This is a genomic window from Halobacillus sp. GSS1, from assembly GCF_017307035.1.
In the GTDB taxonomy this organism is placed as follows: Bacteria; Bacillota; Bacilli; order Bacillales; family Halobacillaceae; genus Halobacillus; species Halobacillus litoralis.
Genome location: NZ_JAFLHE010000005.1, coordinates 155969 through 174196, shown reverse-complemented (window position 1 = coordinate 174196; position 18228 = coordinate 155969). Strand labels below are relative to the sequence as shown.

At 43.6% G+C, this 18228-nt stretch carries 11 protein-coding genes; 10 read left to right on the top strand and 1 reads right to left on the bottom strand.

The genetic code is table 11. The annotated features are described in order from the left end of the window. Positions 1 to 399 precede the first annotated feature (399 nt). A complete protein-coding gene (locus J0K78_RS12470) occupies positions 400 to 1485 on the top strand; it encodes an MraY family glycosyltransferase (RefSeq protein WP_160911081.1) in 1086 nt (361 codons plus the stop codon). A 38-nt stretch (positions 1486 to 1523) separates the two neighbouring features. On the opposite strand, the gene J0K78_RS12465 is transcribed toward J0K78_RS12470, so the two are convergent. Next, a complete protein-coding gene (locus tag J0K78_RS12465) occupies positions 1524 to 2540 on the bottom strand; it encodes a GNAT family N-acetyltransferase (protein ID WP_206947381.1) in 1017 nt (338 codons plus the stop codon). Between the two features lie 524 nt (positions 2541 to 3064). Here J0K78_RS12465 and J0K78_RS12460 point away from each other — a divergent pair. The 9 genes from J0K78_RS12460 to J0K78_RS12420 all read left to right on the top strand — a co-directional run bounded on the left by J0K78_RS12460 (position 3065) and on the right by J0K78_RS12420 (position 18225). Further along, positions 3065 to 4342: a nucleotide sugar dehydrogenase gene (locus J0K78_RS12460; protein WP_206947380.1), complete on the top strand. Its 1278-nt coding sequence runs from the start codon at positions 3065 to 3067 to the stop codon at positions 4340 to 4342. 12 nt (positions 4343 to 4354) lie between these two features. Beyond that, on the top strand, positions 4355 to 5065 hold the full coding sequence (locus tag J0K78_RS12455; protein WP_160911087.1) for a WecB/TagA/CpsF family glycosyltransferase: 711 nt from the start codon (positions 4355 to 4357) through the stop codon (positions 5063 to 5065). 273 nt (positions 5066 to 5338) lie between these two features. Continuing rightward, positions 5339 to 7354, top strand: coding sequence for an acyltransferase family protein (locus J0K78_RS12450; RefSeq protein ID WP_206947379.1), 2016 nt, complete (start codon positions 5339 to 5341; stop codon positions 7352 to 7354). A 582-nt stretch (positions 7355 to 7936) separates the two neighbouring features. After that, positions 7937 to 10162 (top strand): cell wall-binding repeat-containing protein, encoded by a 2226-nt coding sequence (locus J0K78_RS12445; protein ID WP_206947378.1) that lies wholly within the window; start codon positions 7937 to 7939, stop codon positions 10160 to 10162. Positions 10163 to 10197: 35 nt separating this feature from the next. Further along, positions 10198 to 11067 (top strand): hypothetical protein, encoded by an 870-nt coding sequence (locus J0K78_RS12440; protein ID WP_206947377.1) that lies wholly within the window; start codon positions 10198 to 10200, stop codon positions 11065 to 11067. A gap of 20 nt (positions 11068 to 11087) precedes the next feature. Further along, entirely contained in the window at positions 11088 to 13469 is a 2382-nt protein-coding gene (locus J0K78_RS12435; protein WP_206947376.1) for a cell wall-binding repeat-containing protein, read from the top strand. 877 nt (positions 13470 to 14346) lie between these two features. Beyond that, positions 14347 to 15873 (top strand): murein biosynthesis integral membrane protein MurJ, encoded by a 1527-nt coding sequence (gene murJ, locus J0K78_RS12430; RefSeq protein ID WP_206947375.1) that lies wholly within the window; start codon positions 14347 to 14349, stop codon positions 15871 to 15873. Continuing rightward, positions 15870 to 16751, top strand: a complete 882-nt coding sequence (locus J0K78_RS12425; protein ID WP_206947374.1) for a PIG-L deacetylase family protein — start codon at positions 15870 to 15872, stop codon at positions 16749 to 16751. The genes murJ and J0K78_RS12425 overlap by 4 nt, the downstream gene beginning before the upstream one ends. A 31-nt stretch (positions 16752 to 16782) precedes the next feature. Beyond that, positions 16783 to 18225: an O-antigen ligase family protein gene (locus J0K78_RS12420; RefSeq protein ID WP_206947373.1), complete on the top strand. Its 1443-nt coding sequence runs from the start codon at positions 16783 to 16785 to the stop codon at positions 18223 to 18225. Positions 18226 to 18228: the final 3 nt, after the last annotated feature.

Genomic DNA, 18228 nt, shown 5'->3' with positions numbered 1-18228 from the left:
CCGGAAATAATCATATTTTGAAACTTTTTTGATGCTGAAACGTCTAATAGAATAAGAGATACATAGATGTACAGCCAGAAAAAGTCGTTTAGTGACGAACATTTAAGTAAATAGAAGGTATATAGAAACTTATAGAAAAGGTGGGGAGCATGGATAATTTAAAGGATGTTTTACAGAACATTATTCAAAAGACGGAAGACGCCGAACTGCTTACTTCAAGGGATGTTATCGATCATTTGATTGAACAACTTCAGCAATAGAAGAAAAGCATCGCCACATTGGACAAGGTGAGCGGTGTTTTTTGTGTGCACATGTACATAAGAGAACTCTTAACCTCCACCTATCTATGTTATAATTTTAACCGCCTAGAGGAAACTTAAGATGTAAGTGAGGATTAATATGAATATCTATATAGACATAATCATTGCAATCGTATTATCAATGGCTGTGAGTTTCATTCTTGTTTTTCCAGTTATGAAACTTGCGGTGAAATGGAAGATGATGGATTACCCTGAAATGAGGAAAATCCATAAGGAAATTACTCCGCGGATGGGCGGTCTTGCCATCTTTGGAGGAGCTGCGGCTGGTATGCTTTATATTCGCCCGGACCTTCCTTATCTGGTCCCTATTTGCATAGGTGCATTCATTATCGTTCTGACGGGTCTTCTTGATGACCGCTATCAGATCCGGCCTTTATTCAAACTATTGGGTCAAGTTTCGGCAGCTGGTGTTCTTATCTTTTCTGGTTTGAAGATTGATGTGCTGAGTATTCCGTTCATCGGAATGGTGTCCTTCAGTGATCCGATCAGTATCATTTTTACGTTCCTTTGGATTATTGGAATTACCAACGCTATTAATCTGATTGATGGATTGGACGGGCTCGCTGCAGGTGTTTCCACCATCTCATTGATTAGTATTGCCGTGATGGCACTGGCGATTGAGCCTCAAGTGGCCATTGTATATTTGTGCGTTGTTTTAATCGGAAGCAATATCGGTTTCTTATTCCACAACTTTCACCCTGCCTCCATTTATATGGGCGATACGGGTTCATTGTTTCTTGGTTATTCCATGGCCGTCATTTCGATGGTCGGATTATTTAAAAATGTGACCTTATTCAGTTTTGTCATTCCAATCATTGTGTTAGCCATTCCTGTTTTTGATACATTGTTCTCGATTGTGAGAAGACTGATCAATAAGCAGAAAATTATGATGCCGGACAATAAACACATCCATTATCAAATTTTGGAAGCGGGATTCAGTCATAGAGCTACGGTCTTGATCATCTATGCTTTCAGTGCGGTTTTCGGCCTGCTTGCGTTGTTGTTCTCGCTGACATCGTTTGGAATCTCCTTGATTATTACCTTTGTCATTCTTTTCTTACTCCATCTGTTTGCGGAGATGACAGGAGTCGTATATCGAGGGAAACGCCCTGTGATCGGCCTGTTTTCTAAGACACAAAGAGAGAAAGATCGAGATAAATCATAAAAAGAGCTCACTGACTTTACGGGTCAGTGAGCTTTTTTTTAATAGGAGTCCACATCCCCCGGGGTGATGAACCATTGGTCGGCATCGTCCATCGAACTTAGAGAAGGATCGATTGCCTTTCCTACGAGCGGCATAGGACTATCTTTATGAATGAATCCGTCTTGTTTTAAAGTGCTGGCGGCAAGCGTGTGTGTCAACGCCCAGGATTGAATCACATCTGTATCTTTTAATTCGGTCCGGACCGCAGCTAAAAGGACAGGCCATAACTTTTCATCTTCAGCGAGCCAATCCACCAGCATACCATTTTCAAAGGAACCGGAAATTTGATGCGTAACCACATAACCGATCAATCGGCGGTCCTCATAGATTCCAATCATTTTGTACTGGTGCTCGGGATGGTCAAAGTAACGGTAATTTAAATATGTGGCATCCCTGACGACCAACCCTTGTTCCGCGTGCTTTGACCTCTCAGCTAACTGATCAAATTCTATCTCGCAACGCTTCACTTCTCTCACTTCATACCCACCTGTGTGAAATTTCGATTTTTTAAACGATTGAAAGATCCGGTCCAAAGGTTTAAAGATGGCAAGAGGTGAGAACTTGGAAGCCAGCAAATGGATCGGCTTCTGAATCAACATCCAGCGTGGCATGTCTGTCAGATGACTTGCCCCTGTGTATCGTAAAAATAACTCTTTTGCTTTGGGGGCAGGGAATCCATATAAATAGTCGATTCCGTCTTGTTTCGCTTCTACTAAAAGCGCATCATTAAGCTTCTTATAAATCCCTTTCCCGCGTGCATCCGGATCCACCATTGTATCCACACGAAGGCCAACCTTTTTCTTTTCACCGTTCAAGTAGGCATCTGTCACCCACAAGCTGATATGACCGAGGATTTGATTGTCTTCCTCGAATACAAGAATAAAGGGGCGCTCCTGTTTAGGGTTCTCTATGAATTTCCATTTCCAAACAGCCAATGGACGTGTATGGTTGAATGTTTTCTTGAAAAGGGTTTGGATTTGGTCTTCGTCTCCCTTATGATAGCGTCGAACTGTCATCATGTGTCGTCCTTTCTTTGTTAAAGCATACTTCATAAGAGTATATCAAAAAAATGATCACCCGCGCATGACCACTTCATTACAAGTTTTTGACTTTTCATTTAAGATTGGACGCAGGAATAGCGCACTTGAAATGAATCAGATATAATGAATGTTGGAGAGTATTGGCTTTCTTTGTCGACCATGTCATTAAAAATTCCGTTCTATCAATCAATGGTCCACGATGACAATACCCGCCCAATGCCTCCAGATATTCCTACATGAAGGGGAAATGAATGCCTTCTCCTGTTTGAGTTATGGTTGATTGTTTTGCTTGAAATGACGTTTAAAGGAACAAGCAGGACGGGAAGAGGGAAAGGGATGAAAATTGTCGTGGTCTATCATAAATGGAACAAAACGTCATAAAGCATCAAATTTAACGAATGATATAAAGAAAAGTACGAACGGAAAGATGTATAAATAAAACTTTTATGAAAATAGATGTCTACGAAGTTGTAGGTGGAAGAGAAAGGGAGTTATGTTGTATGAAAAAGTCACTTTGTGTGGTTGGATTAGGCTATATCGGTCTTCCGACTTCCGTCATGTTTGCCATCCACGGTCATAAAGTCCATGGAGTGGATGTCAATCAAAGAGCTGTGGAAATGATCAATGCGAAACAGCTTCATATAGAAGAGAACGGACTGCAGGAGCGCTTGGAGGAAGCGGTGGATGCCGGGAATTTCAAAGCATCTATGGAACCAACGGAAGCGGATGTTTTCGTCATTGCTGTTCCATCCCCGATCAAGGAAGATAAAACAGCCAACCTTGATTATGTCCGAAAAGCAACTGAAGCCATTGTTCCTTTCGTGAAAGAAGGGAACTTAGTTATTCTTGAATCCACGGTGCCTCCACGTACAGTTGAAGACGTAATGCTGCCTGTACTTGAGAAAACCGGTCTTGAAATTGGAAAGCAATTGTTCGTTTCACATTCACCGGAGCGTGTCATTCCAGGGAAGGTCTTTCAGGAGCTCGTAGATAACGACCGGATCGTCGGCGGTATTAATGAAGAGTCTTCTCAAATGACCAAAGAGTTGTACGAGTCCTTTGTAAAAGGAAACATCCATTTGACGGATGCTACAACCGCTGAAATGGCGAAGGTGATTGAAAACACGTACCGCGATGTGAATATTGCTTTTGCTAATGAACTTGCGATGATCAGTGACCGCATCGGAGTGAACTCATGGGAAGCGATCAAGCTTGCCAATTATCACCCGCGTGTCAACATTCATACCCCAGGGCCTGGTGTAGGGGGACACTGCATCGCAGTCGATCCGTGGTTCCTTGCAGAGCTTCAACCAGATCTTTCACAGATTATACAACTGTCCCGTAACACGAACGATAACATGCCTGTATACACAGCAGATCAAGTGGAGAAATTGATGAAAGATCAATTCATACAGGATCCGAAGGTGGCCCTTTTCGGACTGTCTTTCAAAGCGAACATTGACGACCACCGCGAGAGTCCTTCCTTGAAGGTGATTCTGGAGCTGGTGGAGCGGGGAATCAGCTTTACAACGTATGATCCTCACATTAAAGAGAACATCGCATCCAATCAGACGCAGGATATGGAAGAAGCGTTGGACGGAGCCGACATTCTTGTAGTGTTGACGGATCATGATGAATTCAAAGCTCTTACCCCTGCCTCGATCAAGGAGAAAATGAGTAATCGCGTTGTGCTCGATACAAAAAATTGCCTGAATCTTGACCACTGGAAAGAAGCCGGGTTTGTGACCAAGCGCCTCGGCGATTCCAAGAATGTGTAAAAAGGTGACGATATGAAGGAACAGTTTTTAGGTGTGGATGTCAGTAGTCATTCATACGAACAGTTAAAGAAAAATGTCATAGACGACATCAATCATAAAAGACAGTCATTTATCGTAGCCATCAATCCGGAGAAGATTTTGAAAGCTCAGGAGGATGAGAGTTTAAAGAACCTCTTAAACAAAGCGACATATCAAATTCCTGATGGTGTTGGTGTGCTTGTTGCCTCCCGCTTGAAAAAAGGGAACATTAAAGAACGCGTGACGGGGATTGATATGCTGTTGACGCTTTGTGAACAGGCAAAAGAGCATGATAAATCAGTCTTCCTTTACGGGGCGAAGCCTGGGATCGCAGAAGAGGCGAAAGACGAACTGGTTCGCAAATACCCAGGGTTGAAAATCGCCGGCGTTTTGGACGGCTATGAGAAAGATGAACAAAAAGTCATACAGACGATCAATGAATCACAGGCGGATATTCTTTTCGTAGCCCTCGGCAGTCCAAAGCAGGAATATTGGATTGTGGATCATATGAATGAGTTGAATGTAAGCATCTTTCAGGGTGTGGGTGGATCATTTGATGTCATTTCAGGAAGAATCAAGAGAGCACCGGATTTCTTCCTACGCTTCGGTTTGGAGTGGTTGTACAGGCTCATTGCTGAACCGTGGAGGATTAAAAGGCAGATTAAACTTCCTGCCTTCCTATTGAAAGTATGGCGAGATAAATAGAGAAGAGCAGCTGCTAAAAGCAGCTGTTTTTTTGTGTCCATAAATATAAGGTTCAGTACTCTGCCTTCGCTTGAATGGTTTCCCCTTGCCATTCAAAAAGCTCGTTTTTGTTTGAAGTTTAAAAGCGAAAGGTGTGTAGAAAGTCGCGCATAGGAGATTGAGAGGAATGAAAATGAGGAAGTGGATGTAGTCTTAAAATCTAGTATTACATATTTTGTAGTTTGTGATATTATGGTGTAGGATTTTGAATTATTTTCAATAGGAGTGGGTTTTTTGCATCAATTAAATAATCCTAGACGAATCCGATTCGAGCTGGAAGGTTTACGGGCAGTAGCTGCTATTCTAGTTGCGATTTATCATATTTGGTTTAATCGGGTCTCTGGTGGTGTGGATGTATTTTTTGTTGTGTCAGGCTTTTTGATTACCACCTCATTATTATCGATGTATCGAAAAAATGGCCGCATTTTCTATTTCTCCTACATCATAAAGCTGTTGAAGCGTTTGCTGCCTACAGCCTGGTTGATAGGAATAGCTACCTTCGCATTTAGTTTTTTAGTTTTACCTGTTTTTACAAGGTATCAAGTGTTGAGCGAATTTATTGCTTCTTCCTTTTACTTTCAGAATTGGCGGCTTGCTACGGATGCTGTCGATTACTTAGCTCAAAATAATGGTGCTTCACCTTTTCAACACTTTTGGGCATTAAGTATTCAATTTCAGTTCTATATCATATGGTTGGTGTTGTTTTTCATAACCCTCACCTTTTATCGTTTGTTTAGAAAAGCTGAGTTTAATCACATTCTCCTTTTAACTATAGGGGTTATTATTGTTGCTTCGTTTAGTTATTCTGTTTACTTAACGAATGTGAACCAACCGGTTGCTTACTACCATACCTTCACTCGTGTGTGGGAATTCGGAATTGGTGGTATTCTGGCCTTGACGATCCATAAAATTACGGTTTCTAAACCTTTGGCATGGGTATTTGGCTGGAGTGGTCTCTTTGGCTTGTTAAGCGGTGGAATCATTTTTCAGGTATCCAGTATCTTTCCCGGATATGCAGCGCTATGGCCTGTGTTTTCTGCAGTATTAATCATTGTGGCCGGGAATCAAGTGGAGCGTCTTAGTGCCTACAGGGTTCTAAGTTGGAAGCCACTGGTTAAGTTCGGGGGCATTTCGTATGCGTTTTACTTATGGCATTGGCCTCTGCTTATTTTCTATTATGCCTATTTCGACCTGGAAAGTGTTTCTTTCTTTGACGGTCTAGGTATTATTGGGTTAGCCTCAATTTTCGCTTATCTGACCATCCATTTCGTTGAAAAGCCGATTCGAAGTATGCAGGTTTCGGTTAGAAAAACAGCTTCCGTCATTACGGTTGTAGCTGCAATTATCATTATTCCCACCGTCTATTATGGACAGACCTCCTTTAGTAAGGAGGGGCCGGAAGTAAATATCGGAACCGAAATGGAGGAACATCCGGGGGCGAAGGTTATGGCTATGGACGGGCTATCTCCAAAGGACCTTGATTTTGATGAGCCGTTTAAGCCTGGTTTGGACGTTGCTTACCAGGACCGTGCTGATATCTACCCCGATGGTTGTCTTGTGAGCGAAGGGGATACAGAAGTGAAGGTGTGTGAGTACGGCAGCATGGAAAACTTCACGCATACGATTGCCCTGGTGGGTGGTTCTCACTCTGCCCATTGGCTTCCGATGTTGCAAGAGATTGCTGAAGATTACCCGATTAAGATCACGACTTATTTAAAGGGAAACTGTAGGTTCACGACAGAGAGTAGAGACGGTTTTTCTGAATGTGATGACTGGTTTGAATCTGTAATGGATGAATTAAGTACCTCAGACCCCGATCTGATTTTTTCAGTAGGGGATGTAGGAAGTCCTAAGGAGGATTTTGATCTAGTATCTGAAGGGTTTGTAGAAGCCTGGGAATACTTCAATGAAGAGAATATCCCCTTACTATTAGTGAGAGATACTCCGTGGTATAAAGAGAGCACACTTGATTGTATTAATGAAAATACAGAAAACCCGGGAGAATGTAAGGTTGCGCGTGATGAAGTCATAAGAGACCCGAGTCCATTGAGTATGGAAAATCCGCCGCCGAATGTAACAACCGTTGACGTGACAGACTCTTTCTGTGATGACGATTATTGTTATTACATTGTTGGAAATGTCGTTACTCATTTCGATAGTAACCACATGACAGCCACATTCTCAAGGACTTTAGCTCCTATTATGGAGGAGGAAATATTAGAACCTTTGAATATAACGGATAAATACTGAAAGGTATTACTTAGAGCTCCTGCTATCGTGCAGGTGCTCTTTTTTTCTTCCGAAACAAATAAAATCCCCATTTCTAGTTCAAATCTTCCAGAGGGGATATGATACTTTTGTATGGAATAAAGGAAAAAGTGCAAAAGTTCGAAAAGGAACGGTTGTTAGTTACATTTGTGTTATATATAATTACATATTGTAATTTGATTGACTAATTTCGACATATTCATTCCATTTCATTTATAAATTGATAAAAATTTCCGGGTGTGTTCAACAATCTTCTTGAATCGTCCGATATTACATATAGGAAGAGATTCTTCTAATCTTTGAGATCGTTTGATAAGAATCTATGATGTTTCCATTGGGTGCTCGTTCCATTTTAAACATTTCTTATACCTGCACATACCTACCCTATAATTCTACTACCCGATTTAAAGTAAACCAAAACTTACATAAACAACCCGAGAAGAACATCGATCGCATTTTTAAAAAGATGAGGTGATACCCAAAAGAAAAATCTATGGAAATTAATTTCCAGATTAATCGTTTTCAAGGAAAACTATGAAAATATAACCCTATTAGGAGGCTATTATGAAAAGACTGTATATGTTGCTGTTTTTTGCGCTTTTTACTCTTTTTGTTCTTTACCCAGCGGCGGAAGCGAGTGCAGAGAAGACTGTTGTTATCGACCCGGGTCACGGTGGAAGATTCTCAGGTACCACGGGTTATTCTGGAGGATCTACGGGATATTATGAAAAGCACTTCAACTTGGAAGTCGGAAAAAAGCTATATGATGCTTTAGAAGCGAAAGGTTACAACGTACATATAACACGCACAAGTGACAGCCATTTCGCCTATGGTTTACATGATGACCTGCAGGCAAGAGTGGATTTCGCGGATCAATCGGCAAAGGATGATCATGATAATGCGATATTTCTCTCTCTTCATTCAAATGCCCTACCATCAAACCCTTACATGAGAGGGTATGAAACCTATTATTTTGATATGAACAATATAAGCTCGACCTACCCACCATCTCCAGAACAAATTGAATATGCACCAGAAAGTAAACGTCTGGCACAAACGATGCACCGTTATATTCTGGACGGTACACCACTTGGAGAAGGAAGAGGGATGGTTCCGAGTAACTTATATGTAACAAGAAATGCCGTTATGCCGGCAGCATTGTTAGAGTTTGGTTACATGTCGAACCCGACAGAAGAAAAGCTCATCAAAACGGAAAGCTTTCAGGAAAAAGCGGTCCAATCCGTGACCGAAGCGGTTGATAGCTATTTCAGTGTATATGAGGTCTTCAACTACGAAGGTGAAAAAGTAAAATTGACAAGTAAAAAAGAAGAAGCGATCAGCCATGCAGAAAACATGGAGTACGCCTATGTTTTTGACAAATACCAGCAGAAAGTCATCTATGAAAATACCAGTAAACGATATGGTGTTTATCACGAGAAGGATCAATCCAGTGACCGCTTGTTTGTGACTCGGGATAAAGCCTTAGAGTTTGCGAAGAAGTCAAGCAATGTAAGAGTTGTAGATAATGAACAAGGGGAAGTCATCTGGTCCGATTACTTAGCCAAAGCTTATGAAGTTGTCCACTCTTCCCATGGTGTACTGAAAGGGTTCCACAGCTTGGAGAAAGCGCTTGACTATGCTGGGGATTGGAAAAATACAGCGGTCATTGAGAAAGAAAAAGATGAAGTGATTTGGAGTAACTATTTAAGTGAAGAATTCGAAGTCGTTCATACAGATAAGGGTGTATTGAACACTTTCTACCGTGAGGAAAAAGCGATTGCCTATGCGGAAGAATGGAAGAATACGAAGGTCAGAAACCGAACAACAGAAGAAGTGGTATGGGACAACAGCTCTTCTGACTATCAGTATATGTTCAATTCATCAGAACTTGCCGGTAAAGATCGGATCAAGACGGCTGTTGAAGTATCGAAGAGCCTTTACCCTAATGGTTTCAATAAAGATGGAGAGCGTACCGTTGTTCTAGCGACCGCTTATGAATTCGCAGATGCTCTCTCTGCAGGGCCGCTGGCAGCAGACTTGGGCAATGCACCGATTCTATTAAATCGGGACGACCGCCTCGACCCAGCTGTAGTAGAAGAACTGAAAAGACTGAACGCTAATAAAGTCGTCATTCTTGGTGGAACCAACGCCATTTCAGAAAAAGTTCAAAATGAATTAAGCAGTCTTTATACCGTCGAGCGTATTTCCGGTAAAAACCGCATTCAGTCCAATTTAGAAATCAACAACCGTTTGTCTGATGTGGAGGGAGTATTTGTTGCCTCAAGTACAAGCTTCCCTGACGCGCTTGAAGCATCTTCTATCGCAGCAGCTAACGGATGGGCGATTGTATTGACAGATGAAAAGGAAATCACTGAAGAAAGTCTTCAGTTCCTTCATGGCAAGGAAGTAGCCATCCTTGGAGGAACGGCGGTCATTTCAGAAGAGGTGGAAGAAACATTGATTGAACGCAACGGTGGGGATCGCGTGGTCCGCCTGTCCGGTATAAACCGTTACGAAACAGTAGCTGCAACCCTAGACTATTTCAAAGATGATATGCGTTCTGGCACAATGCTTGTAGCCACTGGCCGTAATTATCCGGATGCATTAACGGCATCCGCCATTTCAGCCCGCACGAAAGCACCACTTATCTTAGTAGGAAATGACTTGAATCCAGAGCTTCAAAAAACATTGAGCTGGTATGGAACTGAAAATGTTGTTCAAAATCTCCGAGTTATAGGAGGAGTCGTTGGCAACACTCAACGTGATGAAATTGCTGGTTACCTCAAATAAGAATGCATCCTGGATACAGCAAAGGAGAGGTGTCGATGAAGAAACTGTTAACCATCATGCTGTCCGTCGCTTTTATTTTAAGCGCTTGTGCAGCAGATGCAGATCCGGAAAGCTTGGAAAGTGAACAGGCAGATCAGAGCACATCTGAAGAGCCTGCCGAGGCTGAGAAGACAGAGAAGACAGAGGACCCTGAAAGCGTAGAAGATGAAAGTAAGGAACAGGAAGAGAGCACGGATTCTACAGAGCCAGAGGAAGAAGAAAACTCAGATTCCGGCGAAGAAGCAGCGACCGAAGATTCAGACGTAGAAGCAGAAGAATCAGAGGAAGAAACGGTTGAAGCTTCAGGAAATGAAGGTGCATCTGAAGAAGAAACAAAAGAAGAACAAACATCCAACGTGGGTTTGAAAGCCTATATGCCTAAAGAGCCGATGACGAAGACATTTATGCAGAACGATGAATATGAAGCCGTTTATGAGATTGTAGATATCCAGGGTGATTATGTTCAGCAAGTCATCACATTCGGGGATATGGTCACACTTCAAGTGCTCCAGTGGACGGAAGGTACGGTATCGGTTGTGTATGAGGAGTTCAACCCAGAAGATACAGCAAGCATGCTGGGTGGGTTCAAGCCGGTAGAAACGGTCGATGTTCTTATCGATGTCACACAATCAAGCCAATCCGACAGTTCATTCAAGCTCATTGATGACAAACAGACAACGTCAACACCAGTCCGTGACTTTGAGAACGTATTAGTCGTACAGAAGATAGAAAAAGCGGACTCTTCTGGAGCCGAAGTCCGATCTACGTTCCACTACGCCCCGGATTACGGTCTGATTAAAGAAAAGATTGAGGACAAAGGAGAGAATGGTTATACCATGAACTCCAAATTGATTGATATCAAGTAAAATTGCAAAGGACGGTATGGATGTTAAGAAAATTTATTACTTCAACTTCAGTGTTGTTAGCCACGAGTCTTTTGCTTCCTGCTGCAATCAGTGCCGAACAATCGGAGACGTGGATTGTAGAGGAGAGCAATAAATCTATTCAGTTGAATGAAACGACGGAAGTAAATGTCGTAAGGGATGAACGGAACACAACGATTGAAATTGAACAAAATGGTCAACCAGTAATAGAAGAAACGGAACAAATGGCCGAAATTACAGACGTGCATTATGTCGGTGAAGAATCTCTCGTTGTTATCTATAGAGCCGGAGGATCGGCCAGCAGCTTGTATTTTGATGTCTATCAAGTCAAGCAGGATGGAATAGAAAAAGTCTATGAATCTCAAAGCTATGATCGAGCAACGATTGATTTTCAGGACGATCAACTAGAAATCTCCTATCCAGAATATGATCAGGATGATATCAGTACAGAACCCTCGTCCGTGTTAAATGATGTCTTTACCATTGGAACGGGTGAGGTCACAAAGCAAGAAGGGCAGGAGAAGTTGTCTGCGCAAAGTCTTGTCACTACTCAAAGCAGTACAGAAGTCAATGAAAAGTATGAGAACCCGAGTTATGCAGAGATCAATCGCATGCTCACGGAAGAAGCGAAGAACTTCGATATCCCTCCTGAAATCGTCAAAGCGATTGCCTTCCAGGAAAGCGGATGGCAGCAATATTGGGATACAGGACGTACACCTGTCGACCATTACGAAAGCCAGTGTACCGAAGAGAAAACACGAGGCATGGCCTGGGATGGAACCAACCTGAAACTTGGTTATGATTGCATCGGTATCGGGATCATGCAAGTGTCTGATTATCGTTTCATCACGGATGACCAAGAGCGTCAGGAAGAAATTACGAAATTAGCCACAGACATTCGTTACAATATCCGTGAAGGGTTGAAAATTCTTGAAACGAAGTGGAATTATGCCGATCATGATTTAATTCCAACCGTAAACAGTGGCGATCGAGAGGCCATTGAGAACTGGTACTTTGCCATCCTCGCTTATAATGGTTTATCACAAAGGAACGACCCGATAGCGAACGGTTATATCGCTTATCAAGAGAAGATTTTCAGTCGTATCAGGAGCTATGGATTGCTAAATCTGACTCCATTCCCGACACACAAACTGAACCCGGATTCAGATGGTCTCCTTTCCTTTGGCGTAGATAATGTAGACACAGATGGACCTGTTCACACGTCCAAGCACTATTTCCGTCCAGGAGAGAAGGTCTATGTAACTGCCGGAAGTTTAAACCTGCGTCAATCTCCGAATGGTCTTGTCCTTACCGGATTGTCCCAAGGTGATGCATTAACCATCACAGACGTTCCCGTAGGAGCAGACAGCAATACCCAACACTGGATGTGGTACCCGGTTGAAACAGCGGGTGGCGTGAAAGGGTATGTCGCATCGAGCTACTTGTCCAAAAAGCAGGAACCGAACGCGTACCGCCTTTCAGGAATCAATCGATATGAAACAAGTGCAGCCCTTTCAAACTTTGGGTGGCACTGGAACAACCCTGATGTAGCCGTCATCGGACGTGGGGATCTCCCGATTGATTCATTGACAGGAAGCGTGCTTGCTTCTTATCACGATGCACCACTTCTTTTGACTCAGACAGACGAACTGCCTGAGACGGTGAAGAAAGAATTGAAGCGGATGGATCCTTCGAAAGTTTATCTTCTTGGAAGTGAGGCGGCCGTCTCTTCTACTGTCCAAACACAGTTGGAGAATGAGTACGGTGCAGGGAATGTCGTGCGTCTTTCAGGCCAAACTCGATTCGAAACAGCGTATGAAGTCGCTGATGAGTTGAGCAGAAATATCAATGTGGATGAAATTTTCATCACGACATCTGAAGAGACATCTCCAGATGCTTTGTCCATCGCATCCTATGCAGGGCAGGAGCATACCCCGATCCTTTTGACACTTCCATATCGACTGGAGGACAACATTGTGAAGTTCATCCAGGAAAATGGAGTGGAGAAAGCAACGATTATCGGCGGTACAGGAGCTGTTCATCAGAAAGTGGAAGAACAGTTGAAATCCTTAGTGAGCCAAGTCGAACGTGTCTCCGGCGACGATCGTTACAGCACGAGTGTTCAAATTGCTGAACGTTACTTCAACAATCGCAGGATTGAAGATGTGTTCTTCGCAAGAGGTCAAGTAATCGTAGACGCCCTGGCCGCTTCTCCAATGGCAGCTTCCTATGAGTCCCCGATTATTCTGACAAGAACGGACAATGTACCATCAAGTGTCCGCAAGTATATGCAAGGACTGCCTATCAGTCCAAAACAATATTACCTAGGCGGAGATGCAGCTATTTCAGATGAAACAGCTTATGAGCTCCTAAAAATCCGCTAACGAACCAAGAACGGCCTTCCTCATGAAGGCCGTTCTTTTTCTACCTCCTTACATTTTCAGTTTTAATAGAAGGCTGGTAAGTGATAGAGGTGATTTCCATTATGAAAGTAAATGTAAAAATTCTTGTAGGGTTAGTTTCGAGGCTTTTGTTGGGTGTATGGGGGCTGCGGTGAATGAGTCGCTTTCCGCGGGAGCGCGTTGAGCCTCCTCAGGCTGTCGCCTTGCGGGGTCTCATCAAGCACTCTTTTCCCGCAGGAGTCTCCCCATTCCCCTCCGCCCCTTTTCCATATCAGTGTCTCGAAATCATTTACGGAAACCGCTTATTTCCAACTTGGCTGAAGCGAGTAATTCCAGCACGTCGGGGTTTGTATTTGTCATCCTAATGCTTGATTCAAAGTACTTCCTGCTTACAGCACGAGTGTAGTGAAAGGAAAACCTTCTAGGGGGAGGGGTTCGTTTCTCACATGTATCGAATGGGGTTGGGAAGCTGCGAGACTCCCGTGGGAGAAAGGAGGTAGGCGAGATCCCGCAGGGCTTAGCCCGAGGAAGCTCGCCACTCCCCTACAGGAAAGCGAGTAGCTTCCCAGCGCCACCTGACGCTCAACTAAGCAACGAACCCCGAAAAGTATAGAAACTGAGTCTTTCTCAATTGAGACCTTTAAGTAATTAAAGGTGAAAATAGTTAATAGAAGGTTAAAAAAAGATCGGGCTGGGAATAGGGAGTGGGTGCAAGGTTGTGGTGTTTTTGTATGATAATGGAAAAGATATGACCGAACGATTACGATTCTATTAAGGTTATGGTAAAATCGAAAAGTATGGACTATAGTTATACATAGCATTCTACTCCAGTTGCCATGCATTAAGAGAGGGTTAGAAATTGAAATCTAAATTAGGCTTAGCAAGCATACTATTTATCGGCGCGACCTTGATTCTGAAAGTGTCCGGACTGCTCCGCGACATGGTCATCGCCTATTACTTCGGTGACAGTTACATCGCCGATGCGTATTTGGCTGCCTTCATCATTCCCAATATGCTGATTTTGTTCATGCAGAACGGGATGAAGAATGCACTCGTGCCAAGTTACATCGATGCCAAGGACGAAAAGCGAGGCAAATCCCATTTGGGACAAGTGTTTAAGGGGACAGCTGGATTAGCATTGGTCTTTTCCATTCTCGGAATGCTCCTTGCTCCGCTGATGATCCGTCTGTTCTACCCTGATTTCAGCGAGCCGGCGACAGAAATCGCGACTTGGGTAACGGTGATTTTCTTCTCCTGTATTGCATTTGTCGGGATGAACTCCGTTCTAGAAGCTTTTTTCGATGCGGAAAACAGGTTTGCCTTGTCGATTGTCTCTCAGATTATCGTTATTTTAAGTTCCATTCTCGGAGCTTTCTTATTTGCCAATCAAATTGGAGCTTATTCGCTGGCCTTCGGGTACCTGGCCGGAACGATTTTTTCTTTGATCTTCAAGTCCTTCATTGTCATCCCGCAGAGGGCGCTGTCACTGAAACAAAAGATGGATTGGCCTGAGGTTAGGAAGTTTTACTGGGTTTTCCTTCCCGTCGGATTGACGGTCGCGGTTGGACAGGTGAACCTGATGGTGGGTTCGATCTTCGCCAGTTACCAGGGCGAAGGGGCGGTCACGTACATCAACTATGCGAAGAACCTTGTGCACATGCCTCAAGGGATCTTTGGCGTGACGATTGCGACGATCATCTTCCCTATGTTGTCCAAAGCGATTACGACGAACGATACAGGGCAGTTTAAAAAGGGGATTGAGAAAGGTCTCACGACGATGTACCTCGTTCTCCTGCCTGCCATTATCGGCATGATGCTTTTGATGCCGAATTTGATTGAGCTTTTCTATGAACGGGGAGCCTTTAACAATTCAGCGACAGCGGCTACTTCTCAGGTGGCATACTTTTACTTTGGTTCGGTGTTGTTCTTCAGCTTGAATAACATCATCAACAAAGGTTTTTATACGATGAAAAAAGGTCACCTGATTCTGATGATCAGCCTCGGTTCGATTCTTTTGAACATCGTGTTCAACTTTATTTTCGCTGAGTGGCTCGGGTACTTAGGTATTCCGCTTGCTGCTTCTCTGATGGCTCTTTTCTATACAGGGGCCTGCCTGATCGTGTTTGTAAAACTTGTGGGTGGACTCGACTTTAAGTACATCACCATCGATTATGCCAAAATTACAGCAGCAGCACTCGTTATGAGCGGTGCGGTTCTCGGACTGCAGCAAGGGATTGGCAACCTGCCGAACCTTGTTCAGATCATCCTCGTAGCTATTGTTGGTGCAGCCGCTTTTGCAGGAACGGCTTTCCTATTAAAAGCCGATGCCTTTCTGTTCTTATTAAATCAAGTCCGAAGACGCAAAAAGAAAGGAGGAGCTTCATGAATAAAAAAGAGCTTCTCATGAACGCCGTGCGCCCCGTCAATGCACCGGTCACGAACGTGATTCTCGGCCGGCATTACAGCGGGGACATGGAAGCAGTCAAGAATGAAAAAGTGAACAATGTGCTCGTCCTCGCTCCTCACATGGATGATGAAACCATCGGGCTTGGAGGGACGCTTAGACAACATGCGGAACAAGGCGCGAACATCCACTGCCTGTTCATCACTGATGGAGGGAGCAGTGTGTCCGACCATAGTTCCGAAGAGTTGATGGCGCTAAGACGCGATGAAATCGACAAAGTCAAAGAAATCCTTGGTCTAACGAGTGTCACCTATATGAACCAGCCGGACGGACAAGTGAAAAGTACAAGAGAAAGCATCGAAATGTTGAAGGGAAAAATCAACACGATCCAGCCAGAGTTGATCTATTGTACCCCATATATAGATGCGCACGTCGACCACACGGCAACAGCGAAACTGCTGAGCGATACGCTTCAAGAGATGGAAGACTTCCGTGGGAAGGTCCGCATGTACGAAATCAACTGTGCGTTCCCACCCAGTGCGATCAATGTACTTGTCGATACGTCGGCCCAACATGCGAAAAAAGTCGAAGCAACAGAGGTCTTTGATTCTCAAGCGATTGCTTTCGACGGTTTTCTCCGGTTGAATGAATATAAAGGGAAGCTGGCTGAACCGAAAGTTCGAACAGCGGAAGGTTTTGTCGAATGGGACCGCAATGGTTTCATAAACCATTGTGAAACATTGGAGAAAATGGAATACAATTTCCCGCGCAGCTTCAAGCAGGTCAACAGGACCGATACATTACTATGGGCGATTTTCAAAAATTACGCCATGAAGAAAGATTTGTACAGAAAATCATAAATTCCTTCAACATAGAAAAGAGGTGCACAGCATGCCAATTGATGTTAAAAAACTTTATTTCGTTCCATTGACGCTCTTGCTCCTTCTCGGAGGCGCGTATGTGGATGTGACGATTCTCGATCTAGTGATTATGCTGGCTTTTGCCGCCTACGCAATCTTTAAGCCGAAGAATTCATTGATCATTTTATTCATGTATTTCCCGATTCGTCCTTTCTTATTGGAATTCAACCCGACATTGAAAGGAATCGGCGACATCATTATTTTCGCTCTATTATTCCGGATTTTAATTATGTACCGGAAAGACTGGAAGAAGCTGTTCGACTTTTACTGGTTTGAATATGCCTTTTTCGCATTTTGCGGAGTTGGAGCCGTCTCTGCTTTGATCACAGGCGTATCCCCAATCGCAATCATTTTCCAAATTCGTGGAATTCTTTTATTCTATCTTGTTTTCTATATTGTAAGAAGACTGCACATCACAAGGGAAGATATTCGTAAGTTCATCTTCACGACCTTGATTGTCGCAGTTATGATCAGTATTCACGGAATCATTGAGAAGCTTTCCTTGAGAAGCTGGCTGCTGCCCGAGAGCTGGGAGAATATGCCGCTTTCTTCGAAAAATAGAATCCGTATCTACGGCATGATCGGAAACCCGAATGTTCTTTCTTATTACTTGAGTTTTGCCGTCGTACTTATTCTCTATTTCCGTAAGATCTTCACAGGCAAATGGCGCACCTTCCTTTATGTGTGTATTGCGCTCATGTTCGGTGTTTGGTCTCTCACCTATTCACGAGGCACGTGGATTGCTTTCGGTGTCGCTTTGCTCATCTATTTGCTGGCAACAAGGACATGGTACTTCCTGAAACCAATGATTCTCGCACTTGTAGCAGGGATCCTGCTGGTTGCCGTTCCCGTAAGTGTCGGCACAGCGATGGTCGAAGATACGAACTTTGGCCAGGAAAGCAAAGAACGTCAGTCACAGTATGATGATAGTGAAGGTAGTTTCCGTGATCGGATGGGATCGACGTTTGATAAAGAAACACGTGAACAAAGCAGCCAGTCCGGAAGGTTATGGATTGTAAGCAAAGGATTTGAAATCTTCCTTGATCACCCGATTATCGGAACCGGATTCGCCACGTTCGGTGATGGGGCGACGTTAAGCTTTGGCTCCCCGATCTATGATGACTACGGAATCGACAGAGAGTTTTATTCCGACAACCAATATATCCAGGTCATCACTCAAACGGGAATCGTAGGTGTCATTCTGTTCGCGATCTTCCTATTGAACATGCTGTATCTGATTTGGAAACGCAAAAATGATACGCTGCTTTCTCCATTCCTACTTGCCGTCCTCATCGGAGCGTATGCAGCCGGAATGGTGTACAACATCTGGGAAGGCGATTCCTTTACGATCTTCTACTTCGCTATGCTGGGTTATCTTTTGAACATGAGATCCGAGCATGAACACGACATGTAAGGG